17 protein-coding genes are annotated in these 18,862 nt (G+C 64.3%); 2 read left to right on the top strand and 15 right to left on the bottom strand.

Going from position 1 to position 18,862, the window contains the following annotated elements:
* Nucleotides 1-90: 90 nt before the first annotated feature.
* From AC25Y4_RS15405 to AC25Y4_RS15465, 13 genes are all read right to left on the bottom strand, one after another.
* Nucleotides 91-894: an alkaline phosphatase family protein gene (locus AC25Y4_RS15405; RefSeq protein ID WP_488121312.1), complete on the bottom strand. Its 804-nt coding sequence runs from the start codon at nt 892-894 to the stop codon at nt 91-93.
* Entirely contained in the window at nt 891-1,823 is a 933-nt protein-coding gene (locus tag AC25Y4_RS15410; RefSeq protein ID WP_488121313.1) for an inositol monophosphatase family protein, read from the bottom strand. Before AC25Y4_RS15410 ends, AC25Y4_RS15405 begins: the two co-directional genes overlap by 4 nt.
* Nucleotides 1,772-3,010: an alpha-D-ribose 1-methylphosphonate 5-triphosphate diphosphatase gene (locus AC25Y4_RS15415; RefSeq protein ID WP_488121314.1), complete on the bottom strand. Its 1,239-nt coding sequence runs from the start codon at nt 3,008-3,010 to the stop codon at nt 1,772-1,774. Before AC25Y4_RS15415 ends, AC25Y4_RS15410 begins: the two co-directional genes overlap by 52 nt.
* Nucleotides 3,007-3,777 (bottom strand): ATP-binding cassette domain-containing protein, encoded by a 771-nt coding sequence (locus tag AC25Y4_RS15420; RefSeq protein ID WP_488121315.1) that lies wholly within the window; start codon nt 3,775-3,777, stop codon nt 3,007-3,009. Before AC25Y4_RS15420 ends, AC25Y4_RS15415 begins: the two co-directional genes overlap by 4 nt.
* A gap of 8 nt (nt 3,778-3,785) precedes the next feature.
* Nucleotides 3,786-5,612: an alpha-D-ribose 1-methylphosphonate 5-phosphate C-P-lyase PhnJ gene (locus tag AC25Y4_RS15425; RefSeq protein WP_488121316.1), complete on the bottom strand. Its 1,827-nt coding sequence runs from the start codon at nt 5,610-5,612 to the stop codon at nt 3,786-3,788.
* Nucleotides 5,612-6,769 carry a carbon-phosphorus lyase complex subunit PhnI gene (locus AC25Y4_RS15430; RefSeq protein WP_488121317.1) on the bottom strand — a complete coding sequence of 386 codons (1,158 nt, stop codon included), beginning with the start codon at nt 6,767-6,769 and terminating at the stop codon, nt 5,612-5,614. Before AC25Y4_RS15430 ends, AC25Y4_RS15425 begins: the two co-directional genes overlap by 1 nt.
* On the bottom strand, nt 6,769-7,458 hold the full coding sequence (gene phnH / locus AC25Y4_RS15435) for a phosphonate C-P lyase system protein PhnH (RefSeq protein WP_488121318.1): 690 nt from the start codon (nt 7,456-7,458) through the stop codon (nt 6,769-6,771). Before phnH ends, AC25Y4_RS15430 begins: the two co-directional genes overlap by 1 nt.
* The gene (locus AC25Y4_RS15440) at nt 7,455-7,889 is read right to left on the bottom strand and encodes a phosphonate C-P lyase system protein PhnG (RefSeq protein WP_488121319.1); all 435 of its coding nucleotides are present in this window, start codon (nt 7,887-7,889) and stop codon (nt 7,455-7,457) included. Before AC25Y4_RS15440 ends, phnH begins: the two co-directional genes overlap by 4 nt.
* Before the next feature lie 37 nt (nt 7,890-7,926).
* Complete coding sequence (gene phnE, locus AC25Y4_RS15445; protein WP_488121320.1) at nt 7,927-9,663, bottom strand: phosphonate ABC transporter, permease protein PhnE; 1,737 nt, start codon at nt 9,661-9,663, stop codon at nt 7,927-7,929.
* A gap of 2 nt (nt 9,664-9,665) precedes the next feature.
* A complete protein-coding gene (phnC, locus tag AC25Y4_RS15450; RefSeq protein WP_488121321.1) occupies nt 9,666-10,499 on the bottom strand; it encodes a phosphonate ABC transporter ATP-binding protein in 834 nt (277 codons plus the stop codon).
* 45 nt (nt 10,500-10,544) lie between these two features.
* Complete coding sequence (locus AC25Y4_RS15455) at nt 10,545-11,501, bottom strand: phosphate/phosphite/phosphonate ABC transporter substrate-binding protein (protein WP_488121322.1); 957 nt, start codon at nt 11,499-11,501, stop codon at nt 10,545-10,547.
* Entirely contained in the window at nt 11,501-12,358 is an 858-nt protein-coding gene (locus AC25Y4_RS15460; protein WP_488121323.1) for a MurR/RpiR family transcriptional regulator, read from the bottom strand. Before AC25Y4_RS15460 ends, AC25Y4_RS15455 begins: the two co-directional genes overlap by 1 nt.
* Nucleotides 12,359-12,883: 525 nt before the next feature.
* Nucleotides 12,884-13,774: a phosphatase PAP2 family protein gene (locus tag AC25Y4_RS15465; RefSeq protein WP_488121324.1), complete on the bottom strand. Its 891-nt coding sequence runs from the start codon at nt 13,772-13,774 to the stop codon at nt 12,884-12,886.
* A gap of 417 nt (nt 13,775-14,191) precedes the next feature.
* On the opposite strand from AC25Y4_RS15465, the gene AC25Y4_RS15470 reads away from it, so the two are divergent.
* Together AC25Y4_RS15470 and AC25Y4_RS15475 are read left to right on the top strand one after the other, a co-directional pair.
* Nucleotides 14,192-14,812 carry a hypothetical protein gene (locus AC25Y4_RS15470; protein ID WP_488121325.1) on the top strand — a complete coding sequence of 207 codons (621 nt, stop codon included), beginning with the start codon at nt 14,192-14,194 and terminating at the stop codon, nt 14,810-14,812.
* Nucleotides 14,809-15,588 carry a PspA/IM30 family protein gene (locus AC25Y4_RS15475; RefSeq protein WP_488121326.1) on the top strand — a complete coding sequence of 260 codons (780 nt, stop codon included), beginning with the start codon at nt 14,809-14,811 and terminating at the stop codon, nt 15,586-15,588. The genes AC25Y4_RS15470 and AC25Y4_RS15475 overlap by 4 nt, the downstream gene beginning before the upstream one ends.
* 543 nt (nt 15,589-16,131) lie before the next feature.
* On the opposite strand, the gene AC25Y4_RS15480 is transcribed toward AC25Y4_RS15475, so the two are convergent.
* Both AC25Y4_RS15480 and AC25Y4_RS15485 read right to left on the bottom strand, forming a co-directional pair.
* Nucleotides 16,132-16,842, bottom strand: coding sequence for an AlbA family DNA-binding domain-containing protein (locus tag AC25Y4_RS15480; RefSeq protein WP_488121327.1), 711 nt, complete (start codon nt 16,840-16,842; stop codon nt 16,132-16,134).
* A 55-nt stretch (nt 16,843-16,897) separates the two neighbouring features.
* Complete coding sequence (locus AC25Y4_RS15485) at nt 16,898-18,817, bottom strand: GmrSD restriction endonuclease domain-containing protein (RefSeq protein WP_488121328.1); 1,920 nt, start codon at nt 18,815-18,817, stop codon at nt 16,898-16,900.
* Nucleotides 18,818-18,862 lie beyond the last annotated feature (45 nt).

Genomic DNA, 18,862 nt, shown 5'->3' on the forward strand with positions numbered 1-18,862 from the left:
ACGAGCTGCGTCTCGACGAACGACACCCTAGGGCGAACCGCTCGGCGGGTCTCGCCCGGCTGAGTCACTCGTTGCCCGAGGTTGCGTGGGTCAGCGGAGTGCCAAGAGGAACGGCGAGAACTCCACAGGACGGATGCCGGCAGGCACTTCGACCGCGTCGGTGCCGATCGCGTCCACCAGCAGGAACGTGCGCCGCTCCACTTCCGAGTCCCCACCGTGGCCGCCGGCGTCTGTGTGTCCGTGGTCGGTCGTGAGCGCCACGATCCATTCTTCGCCTGACTCAGAGGCACGGCGCTGGATCACGTCGAGCACTCGCGCGACATTCGCATCGGTCGCGCGTACCGCCTCATCGTATTCGGGGTGCAGACCGCCGTGTGTGTGACCCGCGTCATCGCAGTCCACGAAGTACACGAAGGCTACGTCGGGCACGTCCGTGTCGAGTTCGGTGATGGCGCGCTCGCATGCCTCCGCGTCGAGTGCGCCGTCGCGTGGGGCATCCGGTTCGATGAGGATCACCCGGTGGATGCCGGAGGCGATCTGTTCCGGCCGGTTCGCGATGATCGGGCCAGGGCCCTCCGGGTGCGCCAGTCCCTGCCAGCTCGTGACGGACAGGGTCTTCGTGGCGGCATCCGCTCGCCACGCGCGACTGAGCAGATCACCATCCGGCTCGATTCGGTGTTCGTGGAACGAGTTGTCGAACACGCCATGCTGCTCGTGGGTGGCACCGGTGAGGATGCTGGCCCAGCTGGGGCCCGAGATCGTGGGCCCCTCAACGCTCGCCGCCTGCATGCTGCCGCGTGCGGCCAGCGCATCGAGGGTGGGGGCGAGGCCCGTGCCGAACGCGCGGTCTACGCGCAGCCCGTCGAGACCGATGAGGAGGAGACGACGTTTCATGAGAGCCCTTCGTTGTTGGCGATCGGAATCATGGTGGGATTGATGACGGGGATCGAGGTCCAGGCAGCGATCACCTCGCTGATCTCGTCCGCCAGCTCACGGGATGCTGCCACCACGCCCGAGTAGCGCAGTGTCAGATCGGTTGAAATCTCCAGCTCGCGGCCGAACGCGTCTTGCACCCATCCGCCGGCGGCGGGGACGAGCACCATCGCCGCGACCAGGTCGACGATGCGATGCGTGTCCGAACCGGGATCCGCGAAGGCGTCGATCGACCCGTCGGCGACAAGCATCGCCTCCAAGCAGCTCGACGACAACACGCGGATGCGACCTGCACCCTCGCACAGGTCGAGCCAGGCGGACGTGCTGTCACCGAGCGGACCGAGCTTCGGGCGCAGCATCGACAGCGCAGACCCGTTCAACGTCGTGCGGCGTGAGGTGCGGAAGTCCGGCTCCTCTCCCCGTCGGGCCCACGTCACCGCGCCACCCTCCAACCAGAAGCTCAGCGCCTCTACCGGAACGCCGTCCTCGACAATGGCCGCCGAGAAACACGACAGCGGAACACCGGCGGCGGCGTTCGCTGAGCCGTCCAGGGGATCGACCACGAGCGTGCGCGCGCTGCCGTGGTCGATGAACCCGACCTCTTCACTGAGCAGGTTCACGCGGTGCCGATCGGTCTCCGCGCGGATGGCATCCTCGACGAGCTGATCGATCATCATCGTCGGGGTGCCGTCTGCGCCCATCCGCACCTCGCGCGCCCGCTCCTCGCGACTCAAGCTCGTCCATGCGCCGGCGGCGGCACGAGCCGCCGCTCGACAGGTGTCGACCAGGATCTGATCCACGCCATTCGGGAGGTGCACCTCGGCGCCCATCACCGGGGTCAGCATTCGATGCCTCTCGGTGCGGAGAATGTCGTCACGACGGTCGGCCATGGCCCACGATCATTGACCAGCACGAAGTCAGCCCTCGCACCCGCTGTGATCGCGCCCCTGTCTGATAGCCCAGCCGCTCTCGCGGCCCCCGAGGTGACCAACGCGACAGCTGCAGGAAGATCGAGCAGACCATCTCGGGCGATCAGCATCGCGCTGGTGAGTAGGCTGCTCGGCAGATAGTCGGACGCCAATGCGTCGACCAGTCCCTCGGCGATGAGTTCGGCCGCCGAGACGTTGCCAGAGTGCGAGCTGCCTCGCAGCACATTGGGGGCGCCCGCGACCGTGACCAATCCCCAATCCCGCGCACGCCGTGCGGCCTCCATGGTGGTGGGGAACTCGGCGACCGACCCCCCGCGCTCGACGAGCGCATCGATCTCCGCGGCTGAGTCGGAATCATGCCCGACGAGTCGGACGCGTCCAAGGCGTGCCTGGTTGCCGGCCCATGCCAGATTCTCGTCGCGGATCGGATCGGTGAGCTCGGCGTCAGCGATGCGCTGTGCCACCTTCTCCCTCACGACGTCGCGGTCTTCGCCGCCGGCGACGAGCATCTCGATGAAGTGCTCGACGTCGGCGTACTGCCCCTGGCCGGGTGTGTGATCCTCGTGCGAGAGAAGGATCGGTTCAGCATCTGCCGGCAGTGCGTCCAGGCGAGCGCGCAGCAGCTTTGCTCCCTCGGCCGCACGCACGTCGAAGCGGTGCAGCACACGGTGGTCGACGCGGTCGCTGTGGTAGGCGTCGATCGCCTCGCACACTTCGAGCGCCGTTACCGGGGTGCGCGTCACGCCGTCGGCGACCTTGTTGTGGAAGCCCGCACCGTGGAACACCGTCGTGATGCCAGCCGCCGCCACCTTCGCATCGAATGAGCGCATCGCGAAGTCCAGAGGCAGCGGCGCCGCCGGACGCGGCACCCGCTCCTTTTCGAGGGCGTCGCTGTGCACGTCGATGAGCCCGGGCATCAGCAGCAGCCCTGAGCCCGCGACATCCGCCCGCAGCGCGCCGCCCTCGACGACCTCAACGATGCGACCGCCCTCGACCACGACGCTCGCCGAGGCGGTGACCCTATTCGGCAGCACGACGCGGACATCACCGAGGACGTAGCTCGCCGGGTTTGCGCCCAGCGCCCAGCGCGCATTTCCGGTTGCGTGCTCCGTCGGCTCGAGCCGCGCCTCAGCGATGACGCCGCTCATGCGTAGACCTCCTCGAGTACGCGGTGCCCGGCATCCAAGACCTCGTCGACTTCGCCGTCCGCGGTGATCGCGCCGTCCTCCATGTAGATCACTCTGTTGGCTACCCGGCGAATGATGTTCATGTCGTGGTACACCGCCAGCACGCTGACATCCCGGTGCCGGAGTTCCTCGATCACCTCGAGAGCGAGCACGCGGTTGGCCGGGTCGAGTGCGGACACCGGCTCGTCGAGCAGCAGTAGGCGCGGCGGGCTGACGGTGCCCGCTGCCAGGTTCACCCGTTGACGTTCACCACCGGAGAGCACGCTACAGTCGACATCCCACAATCGCTCCTCGATCCCGAGCTTGCGCAGTGAGCCGACCGCGGCATCCCTGGCATCCGCATCATCCAGACCGCGCCGACGGGCAGCCGCCGCGACGAGCTTGAGCGGCCCTTGCCGTGGCGGGGCATTCAGGAATTGCGACACGTAACCGAAGTCACGACCCCGGATCCGCGCCATCGCGCGGTCATCGAGCGACGTGAGCTCGAAGTCTTGCTCACCGTCGTGCAGCACAACGGTGCCAGAGTCGGGAAGGTAGTTGCGGTAGATGCAGCGCAGCAGGCTGGACTTGCCCGCACCGCTGGCCCCGGCAAGCGCGAGGTGCTCGCCGGGCATGAGGTCGAACGACACCGATCGCAGCGAGGCGACCGTGCGGTCGATCGCGTGCAGGGTGAACGACTTGGTCAGCTCTCGAACCGAAAGGATGGGCCTCTGGATGCTCGTGTTCATGATTCCTCTCAACTCTGCGCGGCAGCGACGAGCTGCTGGGTGTATGGGTGGTGCGGGTCGGCGAGGAGCTGGTCGGTGAGGCCCTGCTCGATCACGTGCCCCTGACGCATCACGACGGCCCGGTCGGTGAGCGCTTTAATCACCGAGAAGTCGTGGCTGACGACGACCACGGCGAGCTCGCGCTCGTTCAGCAGTTCGCGCAGCAGATCGAGGACTCCGGCGGCGACCGAGGCGTCCAGTCCCGTGGTCGGCTCGTCGAGCAGCAGCACCTGCGGGTCGGTGGCCAGCGCTTTGGCGATCTGCACACGCTGGCGCATGCCGCCGGAGAACTGGCCGACCACGTCATCCATGCGCTCCAGCGGAACGTCGACCCGGGTGAGCAGCTCGGCGGCCCTGGCCCGGATCGCGTGGTACGAGCGCCACCCGGCCGCGATCAGGGCGTCGGCGATGTTGCCGCCCGCCGAGATGTTCAGGTCGAGCCCCATGGCGGGGTCTTGGTAGACGACGCTGAGTGTGTTGGTGCGCAGTCGGCGGCGCGCAGAGCTGTCGAGGTCGAGGAGGTTGATCTTCCCATCGCCCACTGCTCCGATACGCACCGATCCGGTGGCGTCCGCCTCGTCGCCGATGATGCACTTCATCACCGTCGACTTGCCTGAACCGGATTCGCCGATCACTCCGAGCGCCTCGCCGGGGGCGACGTCGAAGGAGACGTCAGCCGCAGCGATGACCTCGCTGGACGCGCGGCTGCCGGCGAACACCTTCCCGAGGCGCTCCACCTTCAGTGACCATTCCTCCCCAGGGGCCGACTGGCCCTTCGCGGGAGCGCTCGGCATGCCGACCTCGACGCTCGCCCTGGCACGCACGCGCAGCGCGGGATCGGGGTAGTACTGACGGGGGATGATCCGCTCGTGGGCGTCGAGATCGGCGACCCCCGCACGCACCTTGAGGCAGAACTGCACGTCGGAGCAGATGAACTCGTTGGTCTTCGTCTCGACCATGAACGATTCCTCCGTGCCGCATTTCGCGCAGCGCACTCCTTCGGTGTGCTCCACTTCGAACGGGACATCGTCGAAGCTCAGCGGCTCGACGTCGGTGTACGGCGGCACAGCGTAGATCTTCTTGTCACGGCCGTGGCTGAGGAGTGTCAGATGATCGCTCTGGTGCAGTCGCGGAATATCCCAGCGCGGGATCGGGCTCGGCGACATCAGGTGCCGGTGATGCACGAGCACCGGGTGACCAGCCCCGGCACCCATCACACCGGTCAGCGCAAGCTGCTCGTAGAGCGCGACCCACATCTTGGCGTAGTCCGCTTCAGCGTGACGACGCTTGCATTCGAAGACGGACTTCTCAACGGCGCGCAGCGGCTCTGACTGGGGCACCTGCAGCACCAGCGTCTGGTGCGCGCCCATGTGTTCCTCTGGGACGCGGTGCCTGGACTGCACGATGGTGGATTCGTCGGTGTCCGCGGTCGACCCGCTGCCGAGCGTGCCGACGATCAGGCGGCGCAGGTTCACCGCGTTGACGCCTTCCTCATCGCCCTGGTCGATGACCTTGACATTGTCGTCACTGCCGCCGATGGCGAGCGTGACCTGCAGTCCACCAGAGCCCCAGCCGCGGGCGACCGGCATCTCGCGTGAGCCGAATGGAACGATGTACCCGGGCACACAGATGCCCGCGATGACAGCACGGCGCGACTCGCGCTTGGCCTGCTCGTCCATCACGATGGGGCGTCCTGCATGCGGGTCAGGTGGCAGCAGCGCGGTCAGCATGGCAGCGGATGCCGCGACACCCGAGTCCTCCACGTCGCCTGCCCGTGATTCGGTCAGCATGGTCATCAGCTGTTTCCTTCCTGGTGGTTCTCGCAGTCGCAATCGGATGCGTGGTCGTCGCCGTTCGAGGCGAGGAGTCGTTCGAGGGCAGCGCCCTGTTCGTCGCGAGCAGCGATCGAGGCATCCAGCATCGACTGGAAGGTGACGTAGTGCGGCAGCTTCAGGTGTTCGAGGAATCCGCTCGCGGCAAGGCCATCGGTGGTGAAGAGCATGACCTGCTCGAGGCGCCGGCCGGCCTCCATGCCCGAGTAGCGCACGATGGAGACGTCGAGGCTCGCGGCGGCGATGACCTTGCGCTCGTTGTGCCCGAATGCCATCGCGTAACCGATGTCGTAGGTGGTCGGGTCCTCACCGCGAATCGAACCGAGATGCGAGACCGCCTCGCACTCGGAGACCCGCAGCTCGCCGATCTGCACCAGCTCGCCGGTGTGCGGATCGGCGACCCGCAACGGCAGCCGGCCGTGACGCACCTCGCCGAGCGTCACGTGCTCAGCGGCGTAGTCGTCAGGGCCGAGCACCGACTGGTACCAGATGTTGATCAGCGCACCGCTGTCAGCCTGCGCGGAGGCTGACAGTACTGCGGACCGCTTCGCGGGCAGACGGGCGGCGACCATCTGGATGTCGAACGGCTCCTCGTCGGATTCGAGCGTGCGGTCCACCAGCACACCCATGTCGAAGAGGTAGTCGCGGAAGCGCCGGAACGGTTCATCAGCCGGATGCTCCAGCGGCGTGTCGTCGAGCGGTTCGACGATCGGCAACGGCAGTTCGGGGCCGTCGTGCAGGATGCGGGCGGTGTAGTCGACCGTCTCCCCGAGCAATATCGGGCCGTCTGGCTGGCGCTGCGTCGAGACGACGCGGCGGAGGAGCTTCATCTCGCGCGGCCGCAGCGGGTCGCTGTGCGCGAGGCGCGGGAGCGTCGAGCGGTGTGCGCGGATCAGGTGCACGGCCTCGGAAATGTCGCCACTGGCCTGCAGGAAGGCCGCGGCCGCGGTGGACGGGTCCCAGAGCCCGCCTTCGCCCATGATGCGGTCAATCGCCATCGGGAAGCTCGCGATGACGGACTCTGCGGTCAGCCCGGAGTCGAGCTGCGCGCGACGCTCGAGCACGAGACGCTCGGCGGCGATGATCGCCTCAGTGCCACCCTTGTTCGTTCCTGCGTACATCAGATCTCCTCGATTCGAGTGGTGCGCGGCAGGGCGATGAGCGTTCCGTCGTCGGTGACGAGGATGCTGTCGATGCCAGCCGGGTAGTCAGAGATGAGCGCGGCGCGCACGGCGACAAACTGCGTGCTGAGCCCGGCAACGGCGATCTCGACGGGGGAGTGCGGGGGAATGCCGGGGCCGGTGAGGCGCCAGCCAGAGGTGACATCGTCGGTGCGGATCGCGTCTGTGTGGATTGCGGCGACGCGCTGCACGAGCGTGGCCGCCGTCTCCGGCGACCAGTGCGTGCCGGGGGACAGCACGTTCATCTCGGTGGATTCGGTGAGTGCAAGTGCATAACGGGCGGTGGATGCCGCGGTCACCGGGGCACCGACGATGCGAGCGATCGCGGCCACAGCATCCGTTGCCGCGTCGGGCACAAAGCCGCGTTCGGACTGCGTGCCCGAACCTGCCTCGGTCGCGCGCAGCGCGCTCACCGGGGTCATGATGTCGGCGAGGGCGAGCATCGGCAGGATCGCGGCCGAGACGCCAGTCGGCAGCTCACCAGCCGGAAGCCGATGCACCGTCCCTGGACGGGCGAAGGCGTTCATGATACTGCGGAACACCTGCTGTGAAGCCGTGGGGGTGAGCTCTCGCAGCTGCTGCCATCCGTCTGCAACAACCGGGGCGAGAGAGGTGTCGATGGTGGTCACGGGATCTCCTCGAACTCGACGATGGATGGGGAAAGTCGCTCCCACTCGACGGCGCGGGCGGCGACGCGGCGAGCCCTGGTGTTCTCGCACAGCGCGACGACTTCTTCTCGGCGCGGGCCGTCTGCGTGGAACTCGGTCGCGCAGATCGCGGCGGCGAGCGCGGCGAGCCGGTCAGAACCCATCCGCATCGTCCAGCCATCGACGCCGCGACGGCGCACCTCGGACTGCGTGACCATCACGTCACCGAGGATGAAGCGCTCCTCGGCGATCGGCTCACGCACCTGCGTGACGACAGTGCCGACGACCGGGGGGCGGGTGACCACGACGTCGGAATCGTCTTCGAGACAGAGGTGAGAGAGTGCGATCACCTCGGCGGCATTCGCCATGTTGAGCTCGGAGACAATCTCCGACCTCGTGAGTGTGTCTGTCATTTCGACCTTTCTTCTCCGCGAGGAGTGTGGATCAGGGTTAGTGGATTTCGCGCCGCGCCCACACCGCGAGTGCTTCGGAGAGCAGCACGGTGATCACGACAAGAAGGAGGCAGGTGGTGACGACGCCGTAGTCGAGTACGCGGGAGGCGTTCATCATGTAGAAGCCGATTCCGCCGGCACCGATCACACCGAGGGTGGTTGCGGCTCGCAGGTTGGAGTCCAGCTGGTGCAGCGTGTGGGCCGACAACGCCGGTGCGACCTGGCGCAGTGTGGCGGCGAAAAAGGTCTGAGAGCTGCTGGCACCAGAAGAGCGGATGGCGTGCGCCACACGTACGTCGACCTCCTCAAGCGAATCGGCGATCACCTTGCTGAAGAACCCGATAGCTCCCACTGCGAGCGCGAGGGCGCCGGCGGTGGCACCGAGACCGGTGATCACCACGAAGAAGATGCCGACGATGATGCCGGGAATAGCGCGGATGGTGACGACGATGCCACGGAATATCGCTGCCACCGTGTCATTCGGCGCGATCGTGCGTGCGGAGAGCAGACCGAATGGGATCGCGACGATGAGGCCGATGACGGTGCCGGCCAACCCCATCTGCACGGTTTCGACCATGGAGTTCAGGAGCTTGAGGGGAATGCCTCCGTCGGACGGCGGGAAGTACAGCCCCATGGTTGCGAGCGCCTTGGCGAGGCCGCCGGTGAGCTGATCGAGCGTGATGCCGGATGCCATCGCCGAGCCGAGGACGAGCAGCACGGTGAGTGCTGTCCACAGGGTGCGATTGATGCGCTGGCGATTCCAGGGCGGCGAGATGCGCCCCGCCGTCGCCGCGCGGCGCTCGGCAGGCGTTGACCTGCCTTTCGCCCAGCCCTTCTCCGGCAGATGCGGCAGGAAGACGGCGAGCCAGCGCCGCGACTTCGGCGACGACGATGACTGGTGTCCGAGTTGGGCCTTGCGCACGAGGCCGGAGACGAGTTCGGCGAGCAGACACAGGACCAGAAGGATCAGTGTCAGCCCGAGGCCGAGCCGGTAGTTCATCGTGTCGAGGGCTGCCGAGATGTACATCCCGATGCCGGCGACGCCGACGAAGCCGAGGATCACCGAGCCGCGCAGGTTGATGTCGAAGGCGTGCAGCGTCGTGGCGACGAGCGTGGGGCGAAGCCCCGGCAACACCCCGCCAACGATCTGCTGGAAGATCCCGGCGCCGGCGGCGCGCAGCGCCTCGCGGGGTCCGGGGTCGACCTCTTCGATGGCATCCGCGAAGAGCTTCGCCATGAAACCGATCGACCCGATGCCGAGGGCAAGGACGCCGGGGAGAGCTCCGAGGCCGAACACTCGCACGAAGAAGATGGCGATGATGAAGTCGGGCACGGCGCGCTCGAGCACGATCAGCGAACGAGCGATGGCGCGTACCGTCGGGTTGACGGTGGTGTTCTTCGCAGCGAGGAAGGCGATCGGCAGGCTGAGCACGAGCCCGAGAACGGTGGCGAGCACGACGATCGCAATCGTCTGGCCGATCATCTCCACGATCCGCGTCGGCTCGGGAAACTTCAGCGGCACTGTGCGGCTGAGGAAGTCGACGGCGTTGTCCCAACCGTCGATGAAGGTGGCGATGTTGATACGCAGCTCGACGGTCGACCAGATTCCCAAGCCGAGCACGCCGAGCATCACGACGATGAGGCCGCGCTTGCTCCACGACATCGGCGGCTTCTTGGGCATTGAAGGCTGCACCCCGGTCGAACCGACCGGGGTGCGCTCAAGGAGTGTGCTCATGTTCAGATCGCTGCTGCCGCATTGGGCTGTGCCACTTGCGTGATCTGCGCCGTGGTGGGAAGACCTGTGGCGCTCATCGGCTCGCGATAGATCGTCATCGCCTCTTCGCGGCTCAACCCGTCAGTGTTCTTGTCGAACACGACCCGACCGTCTTTCAGGCCGATGATCCGCTCGCCGAATGCGAGCGCGTATTCGACCTGGTGCAGGCTGCAGACCACAGTCAGCTGATCCTCGTCGCTGATGCGGGTGAGCAGGTCGAGAACCGCCGCACTCGAATCGGGGTCGAGAGATGCCACGGGTTCGTCGGCAAGGAGGATCAAGGGGCTCTGCGCCAGCGCGCGGGCGATCGCGACGCGCTGCTGCTGCCCGCCAGAGAGAGTGTCGGTGCGCTGGAATGCGCGATCGGCGAGGCCAACGCGATCCAGGAGTTCGAGGGCAGTGCGCCGATCCGACTTCGGATACATCCAGAGCCCGGAACGGGGCCCGACGAGCCCACCGAGGAACCCGGTGCAGACGTTCTCGAGGGCGGAGATGCTGCCGACGAGATGGAAGTTCTGAAAGATGAAGCCGATCTCCCTGCGGGTGCGACGCAGGTCGCGCCGACTGGCGGCGTTGATGTCGCGCCCGTAGATCTCGACGATCCCGGTAGTCGGCTGCTGAAGCCGGTTCATGCTTCGCAGCATCGTCGACTTGCCCGAACCGGATTTGCCGAGCAGCACCAGTCGCTGCCCCTTGGGCACTTCGAAAGAGACATCATCGAGGCCGCGGACGTCCTGATTGAACTGCTTCGTCACGTTGCGGAGCCGAATGGCGGTCTCGCCAGGCGTATGCGTCATGTCTGTTCTCCTCTGGTGCTGCTCGGCTGGGTGATCGTTCGCTGCTTACAGGTTGGTAATCTCGCAGGCGTCGGACTTCGTGACCTCGCACACCTTGCGCACGCCGTCGTAGGCCGCATCGTCGATGGCGACATAGCCCCAGCCGCCGATGCCGCAGAAGCCGTCCTCCGCGGTCTCGTCGCAGTCGCCGCTGGCCTTCAGCGCGTCGACGTTGAGCTGCTCGAGGTAGATCGTCTTGATCTGCTCACGCAGGGCCGCGGGCAGACTCTTGCTGACCGTGACGGGCGTAGGGGTGATCAGCTCTGACTTCCAGATCTGAGTGAGCTGCCCCTGAGCGATCTGCCCGGACTCAATCAGTTGCTTGGTGGCCATTCCCTCCGTGCTGAACGCCACCTCGCACTGCCCATCGGCCAGGGCGAGCACCGAAGCATCGTGGCCGCCGGCGAACACGGGGGTGATGTCGGTCTCGGGGTCGATGCCGACGTCGAGCAGGCCGGCGGATGGGAACAGATAGCCGGAGGTGGATGCAGGATCGACGAAGCAGACGGTCTTGCCGGCGACATCCTCGAGCGATGTGATGTCGGAGCCGGCGGCCACGCTGGCGACCGAGTAGTAGCCGAGTTCAGCCTCCGGGGCAGAGATCAGCGTTCCGATGATGTCGAGATCCACTCCGCTGTCCGCGGCGAGGACGTACGAGAAGGCGCCGTACGTTGCGATCTGGACCTTGTCGGCACGCTGCGCCTCGATGGTCGCGGCATAGCTGGTGGCCTCGTGGAACTCGATCGGGATTCCCAACTCGCGCTCAAGCACCTTGAACGTCACCGAGCTCTCAATATCGAGGGCCGTCTGATCCTCGGTCGGGATCGCGGAGATGACGATCTTGTCGGGCATCGCGCCCGCGGCCGCAGCCGTGTCGTTACCTGCGGCGCTTGCGCCGCAGCCGGTGAGCGCCACCGTGGCGAGCAGGAGGGCGGCAGCGGTTGGCAGAATTCGTTTGTACATCAGTTGCTCCTTGGTTGAAGTGGAACCTGGTGGATGGTGGACGAAGGGGAAACAAGAGAAGTGATCACCTGCAGCACTGCGTGGTGGACCATGCGGCTGGCCATGTCCTCGCCGCGGATGCCGTCACCCGCGGCGCCGGCGGTGACGACCGTGTCCACGAGGCGCGCGAGCGGCGCACCGGAGTAGCTCGTCAGGGCGGCGGTCAACGCGCCCCGATCTGCGGCGATCTGCACCGGACGCATCGTGGCGGCAGTGCTCCCTGAGTGGCTGATCGCGAAGCAGAAGTCGCCCGCCCTGAGCTGCTGGGCGACGGCCTCCTGCGTCCGACCATCGGTCGGGTAGGAGACGGCGCGGCCTGCCGAACTCAGCCAGTTGCCGAAATCGATCGCCAGCGGCTGCGACGTTCCGCTGGAGACGATCAATACGCGATCTGCGTCGCGCAGCGAAGCGGCGACGCGTTCGATCGCAGCATGGTCGACGGCGAGAGCGGTGCGACGGATGTCCTCGAGGATGTGCGCGAGGATCACCGTTCCCACACGGTCGTCCGTCAATAGGTCGGCAACGCGGCCGTGACCGAGTTGGGCGGCGAGGCGCAGCTTGAGCGCCTGGATGCCTGGCAGCCCGATCTGGTGGCAGAGACGCACCACAGTGCCGACCGAAGTGCCGGTCTCGGCGGCCAGGCGGGCGGCGGACATCCCGACGACGCGATCGGGGTACTCAAGAACGAACTGCGCACTCTGGCGGCTACGGGCCGAGAGGTTCGGCAGCGCCGCTCGAAGCACTTCGAGAACGTCGATGGAGACGGCGGCACGGCCGACGGCCCCGGTGGTCGCGGCCTGCTCGATCGTGCTCTTCATGCTTGCCAAGCTACGAATCGATGGTTACCACGCGGTGTCCCGCGTGCCAAATGGAACAAACGTTCCGCTGGCCATTGAGAACTGGAAGATTATTCCGCTAGGTTCTCGAGCGGGCGTCTGTGGTGAAGTCATGGAGCGGTGATCAGCCCTGGCCGTCGCGACCGAGCACCCCAACCCGCCAGCGCGGTGCATTGTGTTCTCCACGGGAGTCGCAGGGCTCGCGGCTAGCTCGGCGGTTACTTTGGGCGGCTGAAATTCGCATTCACGGTCATTGGAGCAATTGCATCCGTCGTGACGGGAGCTGACATTTTTCGCAGGAGCCGGGGATAACGTAAACAATGCGCGTATTCCACCACGCAGCCGGCTACTGCTTAACCTTGGCTTTGCCGAAGGGGTTGTCGCTGGCCCTACTCGTTGCTCAGCCGAGGTTCACTAACCTCATGACTTGTTGCAGCTAGACGCGGTTCACACTCGAGGAGGAGGCGACTTGTCGGTTCACGACGTGGAACACGATCTACAAGAACGTCAACGGGGCTGCTGAAGTCCCAACGTCGGTGAGCGGAGAAACCCTATCGGCCGGATCTTGTCGCGCTGAAGCAAAGGCCAGAACAGCCACCACACGAAAAGCCCGCCACCGATGCCGAGAAGCGATCCAAAGAAGGTGTCGGATAGCCAGTGAGCGTTCACCAGTGTTCGCTGCCACATCATTCCAAGGACGAGCATGACCGCAATGATGGTCCCGATCCTGCCAGCGAGGCGGTGAGCGGAGGAAACAAGCGCGACGATCATGACGGCTATTGCGCCGGCCATCGCCGCATGGCCAGAAGGAAACGAGCCATGGTCGATCTGACCGAGCGGGCCGAAGAGTCCGGCTGCTAGATCCTCGGTTGGACGGGGACGGTCTGCGACATTCTTCAGGATCTGTGGAAGCACGCCGGCCATCACAATCGAGCTAAGCAGGAAGAGTGTCGATCGCCAGCGGCCGATGAACAGGGGGACTGCAAACATGATGGCGACAATCAGCAGCGCTCCCCAGTGCGCTGGAAGACCGCTGGCGATTGTCATAAACAGTGTCGTGTCACCGCTGACCAGAGCTATGACACCACCAATCGGGAGCATGACTAGGAAGATCAGGCCGCCCCAAAGCGCCCCGAGCTGCTCAAGAAACAGCGGCACGATCGTCTCATGCAGCCCGCTATCGGGGCTTTCACCCACCGCTCGACGCCACACGTCATCCAAGGGCTGAAAGAACGGCATGCCTGAGCTCAAGGCCAAGATCGCTCCGACGGCGCTCGCGGTGGCGACGAGTCCGATTCCCCACCATAAGAGGTGACCGGGGCGCCGCTCGCTCGACCTATGAGGAGTTTTCGGAGACGACTCCGGTGCTGCGCCGGCCATGGTGATCTCGGCGGTCATTGCTTCTCCTTGGGGTACAGCTTTGGATTGTCTGAGCGAGTAGTAGCAGTTGCGACCTGCGGAAGGCGGCGCAACTCAAGATCGAAAATATTGCGTAGCTGTGACCAAGTAGCTAACGCGGTGATTGTGTTGAGTGTCCAGCTGATGAACGCTCCGCCGGCGACGTCTCAGAGTCGCATGGCACGCCGGTGAGCACGGCCGTCGAATAGTGCGCGCTTGCCCGTCCGACAGAACTCCGCCGGCCTCAAGCATTGCTCCCTTACTTCATCACTGAGGATCTGTCGAGACTCCTTTCGCTCGCGCTCCCGAACGCGTAAGTTGAGATATATCGCGATTGCGACACTGGGGTCGCGCGCGAGACAACACGGAGGTGCAACTCATGGACTCGAAGCTTGCGACGCGGTGCGGGAGGAAATCATGGACATCCTGTTCGGAGTGCTGATTTCTTTCGCGGTCATCATTGCCGTCTCGGCGCTCACCTTCTTCCTGATTGTGCGGATGCTGTATCGCCGCATCCGCCGAAGCCGCACGATAAACGGGGCGGTTCTAAAGAGTCGCGCGCAGTGGAGCTGGGGTCCACGACGCAAGGTCTTCGCGCTGCAGATGCAGCTCAATGAGGCCCTCGACAGCGGACGGGCGGCGATCGACCTCGCCGTTCGCAGCAACGGCCGTCGCGGCGACCTTCCCCGGTTGTTCCGGCGCATCGAGGCAGAGGGGACCGCCCTGCGGGCACAGTTGCGCCTGATGGAGAGCGAGACGGATGCCGCCGCACTGACCGATGAACTGGCCGCAGCGGGCCTGGCGGTCGACCAAATCTCCGACATGATCCGCAAGCTGCGAGCATCCGTTGCCGACGGACTCGGCGACCCCACCGGCGCCGCGCTTTCTTCCCTGCATGCCGAGGTCGACCTGGAGACGGCTGCCCTGCACGCGGGGCTGGAGGAGCTGGCGCATCTGAATGGCGGCTACCTCCGCGCCGACACCCCCACCAAGTACCAATCAACTGATCGCTTCCAGACCAGAGGAGTCCAGTCATGAGTGACAACACCGCACGGGTGCGCACCATCTTTCGCACCAAGACCTCCAAGGCGCTGAACCGCATGGAGGACCCGCGCGACGCCCTCGATGACAGTTACGAGCAGCAGGTGAAGCTGCTCCACCAGGTGCGCCAGGCCGTCGCCGAAGTTGCAACGGCGAAGAAGCGCATCGAGCTGCAGGGGGAGGAGATGGGTGCGCGCTACGGGCGTCTGGGCGCTCAAGCTATCGAAGCGATGGAGCAGGGGCGCGAGGATCTCGCCCGCACGGCCCTTCAACGCCGCGCCGCGCTCGAAGGCCAGGTGGGGGCGCTGCAGGCGCAGCACGGTTCGCTGCAGAAGCAGATGTCCCAGCTGCAGGAGCGGGAGCGTCGGCTGGCCGAGCAGATTGCCGCGTTCCGCGTCGAGAAAGAGACGATGAAGGCCACCTACAGTGCTTCCGAGGCACAGGTTCGGGCGAACGAGGCCGTTGCGGGGGTCGGCGCGAACATGAACGATGTCGGCGCCAGCCTCGATCGGGCCCGTGATCGCGTCGCCCAGATGCAGGCCCGCGCGCAGGCCACCGACGAGTTGCTGTCGAGCGGCGCCCTGCAAGACCTGACAGCGGCACCGGATGCCGACATCGAGCGTCAGCTGTCCGAGTTGGCGTCACGAGCCGACATCGAGCGTCAGCTGAAGGCGATGAAGTCGCAGGGGACTGGCGGCGCTGGCGCCACGGGCGCACCGGGCGCCGCTTCCGGCGGCTGGCTCAGTATCGGGCAGGCGCCTACGACGCCTTAGCAGCGTCCGTTGGCGGACGAACGCTGATGCGTCACGGTGCGCAGGTCCCTCAGAGAAGCCCCTCGGTGTCTTACCTGAGTTTTTCACGGCAACGTGGGTAACGATCCGTAGGTACTGCAGGTCACGATCTGGTTGGACCGAGTATGGGTGGCTGTGTTGGTCATGAGGCGAAGCGTCGCAATCAGCGAGGGTGAGGCGAGAATGAGTCGAGCCGGACACGCTCCGTTCTGCCCCGGTCGGTGCAGGGTCAACGCGCTCCCCATTCATACCCGCGTCATACCCGCGCGCCTCGATCAATCCTCACAGGGGATCGCCGGGGCGATCGCCGCCATCACGACGTGATCGATGTTGTTTACTTGGCCTCAGTAATTCCCAGTCGAGTCGAAAACCGGGTGAACGCTCTTAGTTTGCAAGCGCAGTCTGCTGCAGCAACGCTCGGTCACACGGCTGCGTCAGCACGGGCGTGGGCCAAGCCCAAGCAGCGAGCATCATAAAGGTCACGTTTCCGGCTGTGTTATTGGAACATCATCGACGCTGGTAGGGCTAGATTCCTCCCCGCGACTGTAGGTGGGCATAGAAGGCCGGGAGCTCGAGCGAGTCAGATCGCGAACCGTTCCGGACAAAGAACTCGTATCGGCTAGATTTTTCCCTTCGAGCGAAGGAGCGGGTCGTTCGGTGCATCACTGAAATGTGCGCAACCGCTGCGCTGCCGAGTAGGTGGATCTGTATCCGGACGTAGGGCATCACCATCGAGCCGTCGAGAAAGCGTCCCTCAATGAGTGAAACAAGGTGCAGCTGCCACTTGTCCAAGTCCCAGCCTTTGAGTTCAAGGTCGCGCTCGATACCTCCGCACACTTCGCCGTCATCGTTGATTCCGATGAGTAAGTCGCCACCGTCGCTGTTCAGAAAAGCGCAAATGGTCTTGAGAACCTCCCCGGGTAGGGAAACATGCTCCGTCAGGCTTCCGTCCCGGAGCCAATCGCGGATAGAGCACATTAGGGAACTCTTAAACTCAACGCTCGGCCCTTCGCCCTCGGCTATCAACTTGGCAAACATCGCGTCGGAAGCGGTGACATCTGGTACACGGAGTACTCGCGGAGATTCAACGGTTCCGCGAGCCTGGCCGGGGTTCAGTTCCAGCCCCCATGCTCCGATAGTGTGCACGACCGCGTTCACTGCCTCTAGAGGATCGTCCGCCGGAAATCCAAGCAAACTAGCGAGCTCGGCGATGCTTGTCTCGACCCCTGTGGTCAAAGCTCGTGCTAACAGTGGAGCCATGGCTGCTGGTGTATCGCGTATCATGATCTAGCTAAAGCTCGACGGTGCACCTGGAGTGCAGGTCCTTTGCGATCGCGGACGCCCTCGATTCCCAGAAGGTTAGGGGGTCAGGCTCGTCAGCAACTAGTGCAGCAAATGCTGTTGAGGAAATGAAATGGTTCTCCAGCCGCGACTTCGCTGACTCAAATGTGACCCCGTTTCCCGACATTGCCAGCCCGGGAGTCTTGGCCCGCCATGCATTGTTACTCTCGCGCGTTAGGGGGGTGAGATTGGCTACCGATTTGGCATAGTCGAACTCTGCCTTGTTGGAATCCAGGATCTCTCCGAGCTTTCCGTGCTTATTATTGGCACACCAGTTCAAAGGATAGAGATGGTGAAGTTCCACCGGCTTCGAGCTCGGGTAAGCGATCGAAACCTCGGGGGCTACGAGATCTTGTGGTGGTCGGGTCCGGACTATAAGAGTGAGTGCTCGTCCTAGCGCGCCAGCCGGCTTGGCCTGGAGCAGCTGGTTCTTAAGAAACGCCACTTCAGGAACGGGCAAGTCGAGCGATGACTGCAATTCATCGTTGGCTGTAGTAGCCCAATTATTGGCGTTTTGTGCTTTTGCCCGCCGAAAGAGTATCTCCTTTAGCACCTTCATGTCGGTGCTACTTTGGCTCAGGAAACCTTGGTCGTATCGAGTGGCAAGAGCGTTGCGCCAAAAGAATGCTCTGAACAGTGCGTTCAGTTCTTCGAGATTCCACTGTTTTGCATACCGACTGTCGTGGTCCATGTACCAACGGAGCGCGGAGTACATTGCCATCGTCACGGGGTAGGGCGAGTCTGATAGTGGGAAATTTCGGCCTGCTACGCACATCTGGAAGTCGCCGATATAGGCAGCGAGGCTCCGCTCGTTCGCAATGACCTGCTTCCAGAAGTCGGCCGGGGTGGCGAGAAGGTCGCCTGCCTTTATAGATGTCACTGCGATAGATTTTGATTTCCCGCCGACTGCGCGAGGCGAGGGCTTCTCGGAATCCAACGCGACGTAGCATGCCGTCACAGCTTGGGCAATAATTTCTGGGCGATTCGCCTTGGAGGCCCAGCCGACAGCTCCCTCAAGCTCTCCCAAATTGTCAATCCAATCGCGCAGAAGGATCGGTTCGAGTTCCGTGCTCGTGTCGTTGTAAAGCCAGCTGTGGAGCAAGTCGACGGTGGAGACCTTTGTTCCTGTTGTGTTAAGCGTTTCAAAAATCTCGCAAATCTCACCGAGTGTGTACTCCGATGGAACGATGTATACCGCCAGGACGGTGTCCGTGATTCCTTTGAAAGCTTGCTTCAGGATGCCATTTCGCCGTGCGAGCTCATCCGGCTCAGGTAGCACTTGGTCAGGGTAGTTGGACGGGTCGTTTATCGACTGGATATACGTATACCACTGGCCCATCAAGTCGCTATCGGATTCAGCCGCGAGGGGAAATAGTCCAGCCCCAATACAGACGCCAAGTTGGTCGAACTTGTTGCTCTTCACTTGCGCTTCTCGGATGTAACGAACGCGACCACTCGGGTCATCATGGGACACGTCCAGGAAGTAGCGGCCCGAGAACCGCCGTCTAGCGTCTGTTGCCCGCAATCCGCCAAAGACCATTGCAAGGGCAGTAGCGCGTTGCCGACCATCCAATACCGCAAAGAAATTCTTTGGCCGCTCCTCGGCCACAGACAATGCCACATCTATTGATTCGCCGTTTTGCGTATCTGGGATTGAGGCTGGCACAAGTGCGAGCTCGCTATCGTCTGGCTGCTCCCAGAGAGTCGCCATTCCGATTGGTCGTGCCTCTATTACGGATAGAGCGAGGCTCGTAACGTCAGCTTCCGACCACACGAAATCACGCTGGAAGGCGGGTACAAGCCAAGCGTTAGTGCGCAGCCTGTCCAGCAATTCCGCGATACCGATCGATTCGACGGCGAGTTTTCCCACTGTTTGCTCCTATCTAGCCATGCGAACTCTATCGGGGTGCGTCGA

The organism is Leifsonia sp. Y878 (genome assembly GCF_057669685.1).